Genomic DNA, 14529 nt, shown 5'->3' with positions numbered 1-14529 from the left:
GGGCAAGCAAACGGGGCATTGGCAATGAAGACTTGGACGCGGATGGCGCTGCTCGCGCTTCCTGTACTGGGAGTTTCCTCGATGGCATCGGCCCAGCCGATCCCGTTGACGGATTTCGACAAGGCGTTTCGGGATCCCGCCGCCAACCCGCCCGTAAGATCAGCGGATGTGCAGGCGGTCCGGCCGGCCAATGTCGCACCGGTTTCGACCCCTGTCGTGCAGCCGCTGCCCCCCTTGTTTCCCGAAGTGCAGACATGGTCGGTAGCGGATGCGCAGGCGCTGCTCGAGGTGGTCGAAGCGATCGGGACCGAAGGGCTCGATTCCCGCGACTACCAGCCAGACGTGCTGCGGGCGGCGCTGAACGCCGGGCCGGGCGCCGGCCTGGACGAAGCCGCCAGCACCAGCTTCACCTGGTTGGTCGAGGACTTGCGTGACGGGCGCACCCCGATGGATGCCCGCAAGCAGTGGTTCGTGATCGATCCCGATGCCGACCGTATGCTGACCGGCACCCTGATGAACGAGGCGCTGACCACCCACGACGTGGCGGGCGTGCTGGCGTCGCTCAATCCGACTCATCCCGATTATGCGGCGTTGAAGCAGGCGCTGGCGACCGCAAGCGATACCAAGCAGCGCGCGATGATCCGCGCCAACATGGATCGCTGGCGCTGGCTCGCCCGCGATCTCGGCAGCCAGTACCTGCTCACCAACGTACCCGAGTACCAGCTGCGGCTGACGGTGAACGACAAGATCATCCGCACCTACAAGACGATCGTCGGCAAGCCGGGCCGCACCGCGACCCCGCAGCTGGCCGAAACGGTGGAGGGCGTGGTCTTCAACCCGACCTGGACCGTGCCGCAGTCGATCGTGAAGGGGGAAGGTCTCGGCGCCAAGGTGCTGAAGAACCCGAGCTGGGCGCGAAACGCGGGCTACAAGGCCACCGTGGCGGACAACGGCTTCGTCACCGTAGTCCAGCAGCCCGGACCGACCAATTCGCTGGGCGTGATGAAGCTCGACATGCCGAACCCGCACGCGATCTTCCTGCACGACACTCCGTCGCGGGGGCTTTTCGGCCAGGAGGCACGGGCGCTGAGCCATGGATGCATCCGGACGGAACGGGCGCTGGAACTGGCGATGACCGTCGCCATCCTCGGGCAAGGGGCCAGCAAGGACGAAACGGTCGCGATCTCCAAATCCGGCAAGTACACCCGCGTGCCGGTGAAGAAGACCATGCCCGTCTACATCACCTATTTCACGATGGCCCGCGACATCAACGGAGAGCTGAAGAGCTTCGAGGACATCTACGGCCGCGACGCGCCGGTGCTCGCCGCGCTGGATGCGCCGCGCGTGGCGAATCGCGCACGGTCGACCGGGGAGAAGGCGGTTGAAATCATCGACGACCTGCAGACCTGACGGGTTTTCCGGCCGCTTTGGCCGACTGGAAGCCTGCAATCGCTTTAACCCCATGACCACAGCGGCTATATCGTCTCCATGTCCTCGATCAGACCCTGGCGCGATATAGAGCGCCGCAAGAGCCGCCAGATCATGGTCGGCACCGTACCCGTCGGCGGCGATGCGCCGATCACGGTGCAGACCATGACCAACACGCCGACGACCGACGCACGCGCGACGATCGACCAGATCCGCCGCTGCGAAGATGCGGGCGCGGACATCATCCGCGTGTCGTGCCCGGACAAGGAGTCGACTGCCGCGTTCCGGCAGATCGCCAAAGCCGCGCGCGTCCCGCTGGTGGCGGACATCCACTTTCACTACAAACGCGCGCTCGAAGCTGCCGACGCAGGCGCGGCCTGCCTGCGCATCAATCCTGGCAACATCGGCAGCAGCGAGCGAGTGGCCGAAGTCGTTCGCGCGGCGAAAGCCAACGGCTGCGCGATCCGCATTGGAGTGAACGGCGGCAGCCTGGAAAAGGACTTGCTGGAAAAATACGGCGAGCCATGCCCGGAAGCGCTGGTTGAAAGCGCGCTGGATCACATCAAGCTGCTGCAGGACCACGACTTCCACGATTTCAAGGTCGCGGTGAAGGCGAGCGACGTGTTCCTCGCCGTGGCGGCCTACATGCAGCTGGCCGAAGCGGTGGATTGCCCGCTGCACCTCGGCATTACCGAAGCGGGCGGGCTGATCGGCGGCACCGTCAAGTCCGCGATCGGCATCGGCAATCTGCTGTGGGCCGGTATCGGCGATACGATCCGTGTCTCGCTTTCGGCTGAGCCGGAGCAGGAAGTGCGGGTGGGCTTCGAAATTCTCAAGAGCCTGGGGCTCAGGACTCGCGGCGTACGCGTCGTCTCCTGCCCTTCGTGCGCACGGCAGGGCTTCGACGTGATCAAGACCGTCACGGCTCTGGAAGAGCGGCTGCAGCATATCAAGACGCCGCTCTCGCTCTCCGTCCTCGGGTGCGTAGTCAACGGGCCCGGCGAAGCGCGGGAAACCGACATCGGCATCACCGGCGGCGGCGCGGGTAAGCACATGGTCTACTTGTCCGGCGTGACCGACCATCACGTCGGAAGCGACCAGATGCTCGACCACATCGTTTCGCTGGTCGAAGCCAAGGCGGCGGAAATCGAATCGGCGATGAGCGATGCCGGTACGCCCGATGAAGTCCCGGCAGAGGCGGCGGAATAGCGTGACAGCCGGGTTTCAGCGCAGGACTCTGCTCGGCGGCGTACTGGCTGCTGCTGGAACCGCCGCGCTGGCCCCGGCTCGCGTATTTGCCCAGCCGTTCACGGTGGACTTGCGGGAACGCCGCATCCTTGAAATCGCCCAGCGCGAAGTTGCGCGGGCGGGTGACGTGCTGTGGCGGCGGGATTTGGCGGGAATTGCGGATTTTGGAGTGCATTCCGCGCAGCCGCGGTTTCATTTCGCCAACTTGGAGAACGGCACCGTCCGCTCCTTCCTGGTCGCCCATGGCCTAGGCTCGGACCCGGAGCATGACGGGTGGCTCAACCATTTCTCGAACGTGCCCGGGTCGGAAGCGACCAGCCGGGGCTCCTACGTCACCTGGGAATGGTATACCGGCAAGTACGGCACATCGATCCGTCTGGGCGGGCTCGATCCAGACAATTCGAATTGCTTCGACCGCGCCATCGTGATGCACTCTGCCCAGTACGCCACCCCCGCGCATGTCGCGCGCTGGGGTGTGCTGGGCCGGTCGAGCGGCTGCTTCGCCATGGCGCCGGATGATTTCCGCGAGGCGCTGTGGAGCTTGTCAGGCGGGCGGCTGCTGTTTGCCGACCGCCTCGGCATTGGACCCGACGGGGAATACCTCACGCCGCTGCAGGAAGTTCCTGCGCCGCCGCCGGTGGCCTGAACCGGTTCAGGGTGCCCGAAGGCACACGACAACAGGGGTTCAGGTGCGCTTGAGCGCTGGAGTCAAACCTTCGGCGTACCCTCGTCGATTTCCACTTCGGTCCGCTGGACCTCGACTTCGAGTTCCTTGGCCTCCGTCGTGCGGGCGCGCCGCAAATGGATTTCCTCCACCAGCACCATCTCCGTCACAACGCGGGCGCGTTCTTCCACCACCGAGATGATCGTCACGTCGCCTTCTTCGCGGGGATCGGGGGCTTCGGTCACCACGCGGCCCACGGGCACGCGTTCAACCGTGACTTCCTCCCGGGTAACCGGCTCGGAAACCGTGACTGTTTCTGTGACCGGCCGTGTGCGCACCCGGACCGTGCGTCCTTCGACGACTTTCTTGTCGAAGACCACGCGTTCCTCGACCAGCGGGATCCGGGCCTCCTCGATTACCTCTGACGCACTCGCGCCAGGTTTCTTGTCCTTCATTTTCGTGTCTCGCTGAAAGAGGGGCGGAGCAGGCCGGTGGCAATTGCCACCGGCCTGCCTCGCAAAGTGCGACGTACCGGCTTAGGGAACGCGCTTGTCTGCCGTGCGGCCCTTGGCGTCGAGCTCGGTCTTGCGAACCGTTTCCTCGACGTGCTGCATGCGCTCGTTCGCCGTCTTCTGGACCACCACTTCGTCGGTGACCACGGCTTCCTTGCCCACGACCACTTCTTCGGCCGATTCGTTCATGACCACTTCCTGGTCGCGCAGAAGGCCGTTCGCTTCGGTCGCCGCTACCGGCCGGTCGAGATGGCGGGTTTCAACCGTCACGTGCTCCTCACGCAGGGGCACATCGCGCTCGACCTTCTTGCTCACCACGTGGGTGCCGACGCGGATGTTGCCACCGCCGGTCATGCGCTTGCCGACCGCAATGCGTTCCTCGACGAGCGGGATGCGCTCTTCTTCGACGACGCCTTCCTTGGCGACGGGAGCGGTCGGAGTCTTGTCGACATGCCCCGCAGTCACGCCGGTGTTGGCGTATTCGACGGCCGCCGGCCCGTACACCACCGCATTTTCGTGGATTTCGAGCGGCTCAACGGCGCAGACGCGACCATCTTGCAGCCGCACCGCTGCCACGCGATCGCGGGATCCATCGACCAGCAGGTCCTTGATCACGCCGTACCGTTCACCTTCCGGGCTCACCAGCGGCATGCCGCGGATATCCTGGGATTCATCCTCCAGCTCATAGTGATCGAGCGTGTCGAGGTTTTCAAATCGTCTGTCGTGTCGCATAGAAATTTCCTTCTTTTGGTTAGGGTTGATCCCTCCCGGCCTCCGTCAGCTCATCGGCTCGACATCGGTCGCCAAGATGTACGTCTGTGATCCGTTGAGCGCGGAGGCATCCGTGCCCGGAGGCAGGCCATTTGCCGTCTGGCGAAGTTCGCCTGTCAGGTTTACGGTCGCGCCTTCGTCCAGCGATCCGCTGGGCGCCGGTGTCGATAACAACACCGGGACACGGGCCCCGAAGTGGTCGATGAAGAATGTCCGGTCCCCCGCAACGGACGCCACCTGGACGCCGCTGAGGTTCACCGGCTCTCCGGTAGTAAGGGTTCCGGCGTCCGCCGGCTGCACACTGGCAACTATGGCGCCGTCATGGTCCACGGCCTCATCCTTGGCCCTGCCTTCAAGCAGCCACCAAGTGAGGAGGGCGATCGCCACGGCTGCAAGCAGCAGCCAGAGCCATGCCTTGGAGCCAGACTCCTTTTCTACCGGTATCTCGGCCATGCTTCCTCTCGAACTGCGGGCGTACGGCCCCGTCTGTTGTTCGAACGGCAAGCCCTGCGGCCCGTTCCGCAGAAATCGAGAGGAAGAACAAGATTCGGCCCGTCAGCCGCTCAGGTGCGGTGAACCGGATCGGGCGCGGGACAGCTAGATGCGAAGCTCGTAGAGGAACTCGTCATCGCGGTGGTTGCCGACCCAGTAATCGATGTCGGCCACGTGCTGGAAGCCATACCGGCGATAGAAGCGCTGGGCGCCGAAATTCTCGCTGTAGACGGACAACTGCACCGCATCAGCGCCCCAGGCCCGCGCCTGGTCGATTGCCCATTCCAGCAGGGCTGCGCCGATGCCGGCCCCGGTCGATCCGGGAAGGCAGTAAAGCTGGCCAAGGAGAACGGGGCGCTGCGGCTTCGGTGCCGGCCGCTCATCGAACTGCTGGCCGAGCCGGATCAGGCAGTAACCGGCAAGAGCGCCTGTTTGCGGATGTTCGGCCAGGCAGATCCGCACGTCCGGATCAGCGATATCGTCCCGCGCCCGGGCGAGGGAGCGGTGCGCGGAAAGGAAGGCGTCGAGATCGTCGGGGGCATAAAGGTGGCCGAAGGCGCCGATGAAACTGTCTTGCCCAATCCGGGTGAGCGCTTCGGCGTCTTCGGCCCGCGCTTCGCGCATGCGCACAGAGTGCGCTATCAGAGGGTGTTTCCGTGCCCGATTGCCCCGGTGCTCGCTTCGCCCGGGACCGGCTGGGGCATGCCCATCGCGTCCACGGCGGGCGCGGGGGTGAACTCACCGCCTTCGACCCCGGCACCCGGACCCGCGCCCGGTGCGTCTTCGGGGCCGCCTTCCGGCGTGGCGGCTTCGGCTGGCGCTTCCGGCGTCGGCAGCGGCAGGCCGGAGCCCTTGGAGTTGAGATAGACGATCAGGTTCGCGCGGTCTTCCGGATTGCTGAGACCGGCAAAGCTCATCTTGGTGCCCGAAGCGAACGCGCGCGGGCTCTTCAGCCAGGCGTCCATGTTTTCGAACGTCCACTCCCCGCCATGGCCGGCGAGCGCGCTTGAATAGGCGAAGCCGGCGGCGTGCTTCCCGATCGGCATGCCGAGGATGCTCCACAGGTTCGGACCGATGCCGTTCGCACCGCCCTGGTCGACCGTGTGGCAGGACACGCACTTGGCGAACACCGCTTCGCCCTTGGCCGGGTCTGCGGTCGCAAGCAGGACGGCAAGCGAGGGGCCTTCGGCTCCATCGCCTTCCTCAACCGCACCGGCGATCGGGTACCCCAGCGTCTCGGGCCGCTCGGGCCGGTCCGCCTCGAAGATATGTCCGCTCAGGCTCGACAAGCCGAGTGCGACGATTCCGGCAAACAAGGTCCAGCCGGCGATGGTGTTGAAGCGATCGGTCATCGGGAGATTTTCTGCCGTGGGAACTAGAAGTGGGCGTCGCTCTAGTGTCGCGTTGCAGCCGGTGCAAGTCCGATATCTCAAAGCAGGAAACGCTTGTTTGCCCGAAGGCACGGCGTTACGCGCCCGCCATGCACAGCTTTGCCGCTCCCGCGCTCGCGCTGATCGAGCGGATGAACCTTGCCGCACAGGGAAATCCAGCCCGCGCGGTCGCCTTCCAGGGCGCGCCCGGAGCCAATTCGCACCGCGCCGCGATGGAGTGGGCGCCGGAATGCCTGCCGCTGCCTTGCTTCAGCTTCGAGGACGCGCTCGATGCGGTGAAGCAGGGGCGGGCGGGCAGCGCGATCATCCCGATCGAAAATTCGCAGCATGGCCGAGTGGCCGACATTCACTTTCTGCTGCCGGAAAGCGGGCTGTCGATCGTGGCGGAACATTTCATGCCGATTCACCACGCGCTGATGGGTGTCGCGCGGGAGGATGGCACGACCGGCCCGTTCGAAGCGGCCTACAGCCATCCTCAGGCGCTGGGCCAGTCGCGGCATTTTCTGCGCGAACGGGGGATCGTGCCGCTGAGCCACGCCGATACCGCCGGCGCCGCGGCGTTCGTGGCGGAAAGAGGGGATCCGGCGATTGGCGCGATTGCCCCAGCGCTCGCAGCTGATCTGTACGACCTGCGAATCGCGGAGGACCGAGTGGAAGACGCTGCGGACAACACCACCCGGTTCGTGGTGCTGGCCCCCGAGCCGCTCGATCCGGCGAGCCTTGCCGGCGAGCGCGCGATGACGACGTTCGTGTTCGAGGTGAAGAACATTCCCGCCGCGCTTTACAAGGCGCTGGGCGGGTTTGCGACCAACGGCGTGAACATGACAAAGCTGGAAAGCTATCAGCGCGAGGCGAGCTTCTCGGCCTCGATGTTCTATGCCGACATCATCGGCGCCCCGGGCGCCCCTGCCGTCGACCGCGCGATGGAAGAGCTGGCGTTCCACTGCAAGGAACTGCGGCTGCTCGGTTCCTACCGTCTGGCGCGCGAGCGGGGCTGATCAGGCCCCGGATCGCGGACCGAAAATCGCGATCTCCCGCAGGCCCGCGCCATCCGCCCTGGCGCGGTGCATTCCCGGGGTAGTGAAGGCGAACGCAGTTGCGCCATCGGGCGCGGCGACGATCACGCCGCCCTTGCCGCCCAGCGCGGCCACTTCCGCGAGCACTGCGTCGGCGGCGTCCTGCAGACCGGCTCCCGTCAGCCGCATGCGAGCGCAGATTTCATGCGCTACCCCGACCCGGATGAAGAGTTCGCCCGCCCCGGTGGCTGAAACCGCGCCAGATCGATTGTCGGCGTACGTTCCGGCGCCGATCACCGGCGAATCGCCGATCCGGTTCCAGCGCTTGCCCGTCAGTCCCCCGGTGGACGTTGCCGCGGCGAGATTCCCGTGGCTGTCGCGCGCCACCGCGCCGACCGTGCCGTACTTGATGTCCGAATCGAACCATGCGCCCTTGCGTGCCTTGAACTCTTCCAGCTGACGCCGCCGCTCCGGCGTGGCGAACCAGGCGGGATCGACCGCCGCGATGTCCTGCTCGGCGGCGAACTCTTCTGCGCCTTGCCCGGCAAGGAAGACGTGGGGAGAATGCTCCATCACCGCGCGGGCAAGGCGAACCGGGTGGCGCACCTGCCCGACCCCGGCAATCGCCCCGGCATCCCGCGTGGACCCGTCCATGATCGCCGCATCGTGCTCGATCGCCCCGGCATAGGTGAATACCGCACCGCGCCCGGCGTTGAACAGCGGATCGTCTTCCAGCGCGGTAACTGCCGCTTCTACCGCGTCGAGCGCTAGGCCGCCTTCGGCCAGCACCCGCGTTCCGGCATCAAGCGCGAGGCCCAGCGCCGCTTCGTAGCGGGCCTGCTCCTCCGGGGTCAGGGTCTCCGGCGTCATTGCCCCCGCCCCGCCGTGAATCGCGAGGCTCCATTGCGGCGCGGCCATGCTCTATTCCTCTTCTGTCGCTTCCTGTCCGCGCCCCTTGAACCCTTGCGCGATCACGTACCACTCGGAACTGTCCTTGCGGCTGGCAGGCGGCTTGGCGTGCTTTACGGCGGTGAAGTGGCGCTTCAGCAGCGCCAGCAATTCGGTGTCGGTCCCGCCGGCGAGTACTTTGGCCACGAACGCGCCGCCCGGAGCAAGGGTGGCGATGGCGAAATCCGCCGCCGCTTCCACCAGCCCCATGGTGCGCAAGTGGTCGGTCTGCTTGTGGCCGACCGTATTGGCCGCCATGTCCGAAAGGACGAGATCGGGCGGCCCCTCCAGCGCGGCTTCCAGCTTTGCCGGGGCCTGATCGTCCATGAAGTCCATTTCGAAGATCGTGACACCGTCGATCGGCTCCGTCGGCAGCAGGTCGATCCCCACCACGGCCGCCTTGGGGGCGACTTTGCGGACGACCTGGCTCCAGCCGCCGGGCGCGATGCCGAGATCGATCACGCGCTGCGCAGGGCGAATCAGGCCGAAACGTTCATCCAGTTCGATCAGCTTGAACGCAGCGCGGCTGCGCCAGCCTTCAGCCTTGGCCTGACGGACGTAGGGATCGTTCAACTGGCGCTGCAGCCAGCGGGTGGATGACGCAGTGCGGCCGCGGGCCTTGCGGACGCGCTTGTCCGGATCCTTGCCTGAGCGCGACATCAGGGTTTCACCCGCCGCAGCGTTTCCTGGGCCTGGAATCCGTCCGCGTCAGCAGCAATCAGGCTGCGCAGGATGCCTTCGCGAATGCCGCGATCCGCCACGCCCAGCCGGTCGGCCGGCCATATGTCGAGGATCGATTCCAGGATCGCGCAGCCAGCCACCACCAGGTCTGCGCGTTCCTGCCCGATGCACGGCAGGGTTTGCCGTTCTGCCGGCGACATGGAGGACAAGCGGGAGGCGATGTCGCGCATGGAGGCTGCGGGCACGATCAGCCCGTCGACCGCCTGGCGATCATACTGCGGCAGTTCCAGGTGCACGCTGGCCAGCGTGGTCACCGTGCCGCTGGTGCCGAGCAGGCGCAAGTCCGGTGCCTGGCGGCTTTTCACCCGGGCGGCGAACTCGGCGAAACTGTCCGACACGATCCGCCGCATCGTCCCGTACCGCTCGGCGCGCTGCTCGGCGTCGCCTTCCGTCTGACCGACGGTTTCGGTCAGCGACACGACGCCCCACGGCACCGATTCCCAGTCGATGATCCGGGGGACGGGGCCGCCTGGCTCGATCAGGACCAATTCGGTTGAGCCGCCGCCAATATCGAAGATCATCGCCGGGCCGATGCCGTCTTCCAGCAGGATGTGACAGCCGAGCACCGCCAGCCGCGCTTCTTCCTGCGCCGAGATGATGTCCAGCATGATGCCCGTTTCGCGGCGGACCCGTTCGATGAATTCCTCCCCGTTCGATGCCCGTCGGCATGCCTCGGTCGCGACCGAGCGGGCGAGGTGCACGTTCCGGCGGCGCAGCTTGTCGGCACAGATCCGCAACGCGCCGACCGCACGGTCCATTGCATGGTCGCTCAGCCGGCCAGTCTGGGCGAGCCCTTCGCCCAGACGGACGATTCGGCTGAAGGCGTCAATCACCACGAAATTTTCGGCTGAAGGGCGGGCGATCAGCAATCGGCAGTTGTTCGTTCCAAGATCGATCGCCGCGTAGGCCTGGCGATAGTGCCGGTGCGGCGGGCGCCGCCATGCCGAAGGATTGCTATCCGCAGCCTGGGGGGCACCGGAAGGAAGGACCGCTGGCGCTTGGGACCCGGCACCGACCCTTGTGCCGCACCGTTCGTCCCCGGCCGCATTGGCCTGCCGCTCCGGCGGAGACATATCCGCCATCAAAACATACTCTTTCTTATCGTTTTCTCCCGCGAACCGCGGGCTTACCTGAAGACAGGCTAGCGTGAGGACGGGAATGGAGCAAGTTCCGCCATCCAGGGCGCGGCACCGCTTGACCTTTCGCCCAGCCCTGCCTAGATGCGCCCCCGCGTTGCCCCGTCGTCTAATGGTAAGACTACGGACTCTGACTCCGTCAATTGAGGTTCGAATCCTCACGGGGCATCCATCTCCTGCGGACCGTGCGACAACGGCCCCTGCAGTACCAAGCGCCCGATGAGCGGCTTGTTGATCCTTTCCAGTGTTAGCGAACGGCTGCACCGGAGGGCTGAGTGGCCGCACAGGCCATGGGATCGGTTTTCCCGGCGTTTCCCTCGTCGCCGAGGCGGCATTCCTGATCCGGGGGCGGATCGTGACGTTGCAGGCTTACTGTCGTTCGATGGCGCGGGATCTTCAAACCCCCGCAGCGTGTGCGCGGCCGATCACGGAACTTTTTGACAGTACGACGGCACATTTGTGGCAATCCGCTCACGAGCGGAGCGGGTTTCCCCAGAATTGTGTCATCGAGTAGTCATATATCCGCCTTAGGTGCGCCTTCGAAACGTCACATTCACTGAACGGAACCTGCCTGAAATGACTGCTCGTGTGCGCTTGGCGCCCGCCGCTCTCGCTATGGTCATAGCCCTTGGCTGGGCCTTGCCTGCCCAGGCGCAGCAAGCCGACGAAGCCGCCGAACTGCGGGCAGAACTGGCGCGGATGCGGGCACAGATGGAAGCCATTGCCGAGCGGATCGATACGCTTGAACGCGAACGGGAGAGCGTCGACCCGGCAAGGCCGACGGGCGCGGGGGCGGACGCGATAGCGAGCGCTGCAGCACCGGTCGCAGAGGTCGCAGGTCCCGATCCTGTCCCGGCAGGGGCGCCGGTTCCGGTCGAGAATCTGGCCTCCGCTGAGGGTTGGACGTTTGAGCCATTCGGCCGGGTGCAGGTGGATGCCGGGGTTATCGATGCGCCGGATGCGATCTCGGCACCTGGACTCGGATTCGTCAGCGGGCTGCGCCGCGCGCGGATCGGGGTAGCCGGCGACCTGCCCGGCGATTTCGGCTACAAGATCGAAGTCGATTTCTCGAGCGGCGACCTCGTGCTGAACGATGCGCTTCTGGCTTATGACGCTGGCGACCTGCGATTCCAGATCGGGCACTACAACACGTTCCAGGGACTGGAGGAGCTGACCAGCAGCCTGTTCATCTCCTTCCTCGAGCGGGCAGCCTTCACCGATGCGTTCGTGTTTCAGCGCCGGACCGGTGTGTCAGGCCAGTATGAGACGGACGACGTGCTGCTCCAGGCCGGAGTCTTCACCAACAATGTCCATGATGCCTCCGAAGATGGAAATGCCCGGTGGAGCGTCGACGGCCGTGCGGTCTACGCGCCGCAGCTTGGCCAGACCCGCCTGCACTTCGGCGGATCGCTGCATCACCGGGAACTGAACGACGTGGACACGGTCCGCTACCGCCAGCGCCCGCACCTGAACATCACCGACGTCCGCTTCGTCAACACCGGCGCGATCTCCGCAGAATCGGAAACCGGCTACGGCCTGGAAGCCGCCGCGATCTCCGGCCCGTTCCACTTCGCGAGCGAAGCCTTCTGGCAGAAGGTCCAGCGGCCCGGTCTTGCCGATCCGACGTTCTTCGGCGGGTCGATCGAGGCGGGAATGTTCCTGACTCCCGGTGACCGGCGCGGGTACAAGGGCTTCAAGTTCGACCGGGTAAGACCGGTCAGCCCGCTTGGCGAGGGCGGCTTCGGCGCGCTTCAGGTCAACGTCCGCTACGACCTGCTCGATCTGGTGGATGCAGGAATTGTCGGCGGGACCCAGAACAACTACTCGGCGTCGCTGATCTGGATACCCGCCGCCTACACTCGCTTCCTGATCGACTATTCGCACCTTGTGTATGACGACGCGGTGATCGCTGCGGGTGCCGACCGGGATTATTCCGTCGACGTTATCGGAATGAGGGCGCAAGTGGATTTCTGAAGCGGCCTCGAGGCAGGCGCGACTGCCGACTGCCGGCTGCCTGCGATAAAGATCGGGAGCGGTTGCGATCGGCCGTACTGGTCGGCTCCTGGCTTCGCCCGCCGCGGCTCGATTGGGGACAGGGCTCAGTCCGCTCGCCGGACTTGCGAAGTCGCGCTCTCAGAACGCCCGCAGGAGCTTTGCCAGCTGGTCCGGGAGAGCGTCGGATGATGGCCGGTCCATCTGATCCTCAAATCGGCAGATCGCCAGGTCGACATGCGCCCGCACGTCGTCCGGAGCCCCGATTTCATCGAGGAACTGCAGGACGGCCCGAAGCCGATTGAGTCCTTCCCGCCATGAATCGTGCGAATGGTCCAGCATGGTTCCCACCTGACAAGACGTCAGACTATGGGAGTTCGGACACGATGAACACCTAGACTTTTGGCTAGGTTAATAAGTGCTAGTAAAATAGCCTTGGGAAAAGAACGAGTCTATTTGTCGCTTATCCCCGCTTCCACTCCGATGCGGATGGCGTCTGCGGATGTACGCGCCTGCAAACGCTTGAGCAGCAACGCCCGATGGAATTTCACCGTTTTTTCATCGATAGTCAATTTTGCGGCTATTTGCTTGTTGCGCAATCCTTGAGTCATCAATTTGAGCACCTGACGCTGCCGCGGACTCAAGCTGTCGACGCGATTCTTGCGCTCCGCCAAATCGACTGAATGGAGTGATTGTGCCGATCCCACGTTCATCTGGGATCCGACGAACAGGATGACGTTGCCGGATGGGTCGCGCACCGGGGCAACCATCACCGCATTGCGGAAGGGGGTGCCGTCCTTGCGGTAGTTGGTGAGTTCCGTAAGCACCGGCTCGCCTTTCGCAATCGCCTCGCGCAGCATCGCGCGGGGATGTGGTTCCGTGGCGGGGCCGCTGAGAAATCGACAATTCTTCCCTAGGATTTCGTCTGCATCGTAGCCGGTCAGGGCGCAAAAAGCCTCGTTCGCCGCAAGTATCGGATTATCGGGTGCCCGGTTGTCGGTGACGATCGTCGCAATCGGGGTATGGTGGATCGATTGGATGACCGCCTCAACTTCGTCATCATCGTAACTGGTGTAATCGGTTTTCGTCAGCATTTCGAAAACTTCTCCCAATGAACTTGCCGCGCCCGAACGCCTGTCTAGCAAATAATCGCGTCCGGACTAACCCTGAAGGTCCGCTCACAGATCGCTCGGCCCCGAGTTGTTTTCCCGTGGATTGTTTCCATTGCCGCAGCGAAAGCCTAGGGCAACAGCAAGGCTTGAAAGGAGCAAATGTGAGTCAGCAGAACGAGTCAGGTGAACGGGATTTGGCCGACCGGAAATTCTATCGGGCGGAACAGGAGGCTGGATTTGCCGAGGCCGAGGTGGCCGACACGCCGCAAACCCGGCACCCCGCGTACCAGTTGGCCTTCCGCGACACCGATTTCCTGCTGCGCGAGGAACTGCGCCCGGTCCGGTTCCAGCTTGAGCTGCTGAAGCCCGAGATGCTGCTGGATGAGGCGCGGGTCGGATCGACTTTCGTGATATACGGGTCAGCCCGCATCCCGCCGCCCGAGGCGGCCGACACCGCGCACGAAGGGGCGGAGAACCTGCCCGAGGATGAGCGCGAAGTCGTGGAGCGGCTGGTCGAGAAATCGAAGTACTACGCCGAAGCCTACAAGCTTGCTCGGCTCGTCAGCGAAAAATCGATCATCGAAGAAGGCAAGCGGCAGTTCGTCATCTGTTCGGGCGGAGGGCCTTCGATCATGGAGGCGGCGAACCGCGGGGCGTCCGATGCCGGGGCGGAATCGATCGGGCTCAACATAGTCCTGCCGCATGAGCAGGCGCCGAACTCGTACGTCACCCCGTATCTTTCGTTCCGCTTCCACTACTTCGCGCTGCGCAAGATGCATTTCCTGATGCGCGCAAAAGCCGTGGCGGTGTTTCCCGGCGGCTTCGGGACGTTCGACGAATTGTTCGAAACGCTGACCCTGATCCAGACCGGCAAGATGAAGCCGATCCCGATCCTGCTGTTCGGGAAGGACTTCTGGACCCGGGTGATCGACTTTTCCGCGCTGGCGCGGGAAGGGGTGATCTCGGCCCGGGATCTCGACCTGATCACCTGGTGCGAGACCGCCGAAGAAGCGTGGGAACGGATCGCCGAATTCTACGGCATCACGCGCTAGGCCCTCACACGCTCGGCGAGGTCGGA

General features: G+C 64.8%; 16 protein-coding genes and 1 tRNA gene. 7 read left to right on the top strand and 10 right to left on the bottom strand.

All coding sequences use genetic code 11. The features are described from left to right. The first annotated feature begins 24 nt into the window (after positions 1-24). The 3 genes from ELY13_RS10660 to ELY13_RS10650 all read left to right on the top strand — a co-directional run bounded on the left by ELY13_RS10660 (position 25) and on the right by ELY13_RS10650 (position 3322). Positions 25-1410 (top strand): L,D-transpeptidase family protein, encoded by a 1386-nt coding sequence (locus ELY13_RS10660; RefSeq protein ID WP_126173896.1) that lies wholly within the window; start codon positions 25-27, stop codon positions 1408-1410. Between the two features lie 78 nt (positions 1411-1488). Continuing rightward, on the top strand, positions 1489-2637 hold the full coding sequence (gene ispG, locus ELY13_RS10655; protein WP_126173895.1) for a flavodoxin-dependent (E)-4-hydroxy-3-methylbut-2-enyl-diphosphate synthase: 1149 nt from the start codon (positions 1489-1491) through the stop codon (positions 2635-2637). 1 nt (position 2638) lies between these two features. Further along, a complete protein-coding gene (locus tag ELY13_RS10650) occupies positions 2639-3322 on the top strand; it encodes a murein L,D-transpeptidase catalytic domain-containing protein (RefSeq protein WP_241233650.1) in 684 nt (227 codons plus the stop codon). Between the two features lie 62 nt (positions 3323-3384). Here the strand turns inward: ELY13_RS10650 and ELY13_RS10645 are convergent, their stop codons facing one another. From ELY13_RS10645 to ELY13_RS10625, 5 genes are all read right to left on the bottom strand, one after another. Next, a complete protein-coding gene (locus ELY13_RS10645) occupies positions 3385-3795 on the bottom strand; it encodes a YsnF/AvaK domain-containing protein (RefSeq protein ID WP_126173893.1) in 411 nt (136 codons plus the stop codon). An 81-nt stretch (positions 3796-3876) separates the two neighbouring features. After that, on the bottom strand, positions 3877-4584 hold the full coding sequence (locus ELY13_RS10640) for a YsnF/AvaK domain-containing protein (protein WP_126173892.1): 708 nt from the start codon (positions 4582-4584) through the stop codon (positions 3877-3879). A gap of 45 nt (positions 4585-4629) precedes the next feature. Next, positions 4630-5076 carry a hypothetical protein gene (locus ELY13_RS10635; RefSeq protein ID WP_126173891.1) on the bottom strand — a complete coding sequence of 149 codons (447 nt, stop codon included), beginning with the start codon at positions 5074-5076 and terminating at the stop codon, positions 4630-4632. A gap of 144 nt (positions 5077-5220) precedes the next feature. After that, on the bottom strand, positions 5221-5739 hold the full coding sequence (locus ELY13_RS10630) for a GNAT family N-acetyltransferase (RefSeq protein WP_126173890.1): 519 nt from the start codon (positions 5737-5739) through the stop codon (positions 5221-5223). A 17-nt stretch (positions 5740-5756) separates the two neighbouring features. Further along, positions 5757-6467: a c-type cytochrome gene (locus ELY13_RS10625; RefSeq protein ID WP_126173889.1), complete on the bottom strand. Its 711-nt coding sequence runs from the start codon at positions 6465-6467 to the stop codon at positions 5757-5759. 128 nt (positions 6468-6595) lie between these two features. Between ELY13_RS10625 and ELY13_RS10620 the strand changes: the two genes are divergently transcribed. Beyond that, complete coding sequence (locus ELY13_RS10620; protein ID WP_126173888.1) at positions 6596-7504, top strand: prephenate dehydratase; 909 nt, start codon at positions 6596-6598, stop codon at positions 7502-7504. On the opposite strand, the gene ELY13_RS10615 is transcribed toward ELY13_RS10620, so the two are convergent. Genes ELY13_RS10615 through ELY13_RS10605 form a run of 3 tightly spaced genes read right to left on the bottom strand, consistent with a single transcriptional unit; the run spans position 7505 to position 10293 of the window. Beyond that, positions 7505-8440: an isoaspartyl peptidase/L-asparaginase family protein gene (locus ELY13_RS10615; protein ID WP_126173887.1), complete on the bottom strand. Its 936-nt coding sequence runs from the start codon at positions 8438-8440 to the stop codon at positions 7505-7507. A gap of 3 nt (positions 8441-8443) precedes the next feature. Then, positions 8444-9130, bottom strand: a complete 687-nt coding sequence (locus ELY13_RS10610; protein ID WP_126173886.1) for an RlmE family RNA methyltransferase — start codon at positions 9128-9130, stop codon at positions 8444-8446. Then, on the bottom strand, positions 9130-10293 hold the full coding sequence (locus tag ELY13_RS10605) for a Ppx/GppA phosphatase family protein (protein ID WP_126173885.1): 1164 nt from the start codon (positions 10291-10293) through the stop codon (positions 9130-9132). Before ELY13_RS10605 ends, ELY13_RS10610 begins: the two co-directional genes overlap by 1 nt. 152 nt (positions 10294-10445) lie before the next feature. On the opposite strand from ELY13_RS10605, the gene ELY13_RS10600 reads away from it, so the two are divergent. Together ELY13_RS10600 and ELY13_RS10595 are read left to right on the top strand one after the other, a co-directional pair. Beyond that, a tRNA-Gln gene (locus tag ELY13_RS10600) sits at positions 10446-10519 on the top strand. Positions 10520-10962: 443 nt separating this feature from the next. Further along, positions 10963-12321: an OprO/OprP family phosphate-selective porin gene (locus ELY13_RS10595; protein WP_241233649.1), complete on the top strand. Its 1359-nt coding sequence runs from the start codon at positions 10963-10965 to the stop codon at positions 12319-12321. Positions 12322-12480: 159 nt separating this feature from the next. On the opposite strand, the gene ELY13_RS10590 is transcribed toward ELY13_RS10595, so the two are convergent. Together ELY13_RS10590 and ELY13_RS10585 are read right to left on the bottom strand one after the other, a co-directional pair. Then, positions 12481-12681: a hypothetical protein gene (locus ELY13_RS10590; RefSeq protein WP_126173883.1), complete on the bottom strand. Its 201-nt coding sequence runs from the start codon at positions 12679-12681 to the stop codon at positions 12481-12483. Between the two features lie 110 nt (positions 12682-12791). After that, the gene (locus ELY13_RS10585) at positions 12792-13433 is read right to left on the bottom strand and encodes a PAS domain-containing protein (protein WP_126173882.1); all 642 of its coding nucleotides are present in this window, start codon (positions 13431-13433) and stop codon (positions 12792-12794) included. 212 nt (positions 13434-13645) lie between these two features. On the opposite strand from ELY13_RS10585, the gene ELY13_RS10580 reads away from it, so the two are divergent. Beyond that, a complete protein-coding gene (locus ELY13_RS10580; protein WP_241233648.1) occupies positions 13646-14503 on the top strand; it encodes an LOG family protein in 858 nt (285 codons plus the stop codon). Positions 14504-14529 lie beyond the last annotated feature (26 nt).

Origin of the sequence: Altericroceibacterium xinjiangense (assembly GCF_003958635.1) — a bacterium.
Taxonomy (GTDB): Bacteria; Pseudomonadota; Alphaproteobacteria; order Sphingomonadales; family Sphingomonadaceae; genus Altericroceibacterium_A; species Altericroceibacterium_A xinjiangense.
This window is presented reverse-complemented; position numbering and strand designations above follow the sequence as displayed.

Bases quoted from the DNA above. Each gene is read 5' to 3' on its own strand.
- ELY13_RS10595 (WP_241233649.1), top strand. From the start codon at position 10,963: ATGGTCATAGCCCTTGGCTGGGCCTTGCCTGCCCAGGCGCAGCAAGCC.
- ELY13_RS10630 (WP_126173890.1), bottom strand. From the start codon at position 5,739: ATGCGCGAAGCGCGGGCCGAAGACGCCGAAGCGCTCACCCGGATTGGG.
- ELY13_RS10615 (WP_126173887.1), bottom strand. From the start codon at position 8,440: ATGGCCGCGCCGCAATGGAGCCTCGCGATTCACGGCGGGGCGGGGGCA.
- ELY13_RS10640 (WP_126173892.1), bottom strand. From the start codon at position 4,584: ATGCGACACGACAGACGATTTGAAAACCTCGACACGCTCGATCACTAT.
- ELY13_RS10610 (WP_126173886.1), bottom strand. From the start codon at position 9,130: ATGTCGCGCTCAGGCAAGGATCCGGACAAGCGCGTCCGCAAGGCCCGC.
- ELY13_RS10620 (WP_126173888.1), top strand. From the start codon at position 6,596: ATGCACAGCTTTGCCGCTCCCGCGCTCGCGCTGATCGAGCGGATGAAC.
- ELY13_RS10625 (WP_126173889.1), bottom strand. From the start codon at position 6,467: ATGACCGATCGCTTCAACACCATCGCCGGCTGGACCTTGTTTGCCGGA.
- ELY13_RS10585 (WP_126173882.1), bottom strand. From the start codon at position 13,433: ATGCTGACGAAAACCGATTACACCAGTTACGATGATGACGAAGTTGAG.
- ELY13_RS10660 (WP_126173896.1), top strand. From the start codon at position 25: ATGAAGACTTGGACGCGGATGGCGCTGCTCGCGCTTCCTGTACTGGGA.
- ispG (WP_126173895.1), top strand. From the start codon at position 1,489: ATGTCCTCGATCAGACCCTGGCGCGATATAGAGCGCCGCAAGAGCCGC.
- ELY13_RS10645 (WP_126173893.1), bottom strand. From the start codon at position 3,795: ATGAAGGACAAGAAACCTGGCGCGAGTGCGTCAGAGGTAATCGAGGAG.
- ELY13_RS10605 (WP_126173885.1), bottom strand. From the start codon at position 10,293: ATGGCGGATATGTCTCCGCCGGAGCGGCAGGCCAATGCGGCCGGGGAC.
- ELY13_RS10635 (WP_126173891.1), bottom strand. From the start codon at position 5,076: ATGGCCGAGATACCGGTAGAAAAGGAGTCTGGCTCCAAGGCATGGCTC.
- ELY13_RS10590 (WP_126173883.1), bottom strand. From the start codon at position 12,681: ATGCTGGACCATTCGCACGATTCATGGCGGGAAGGACTCAATCGGCTT.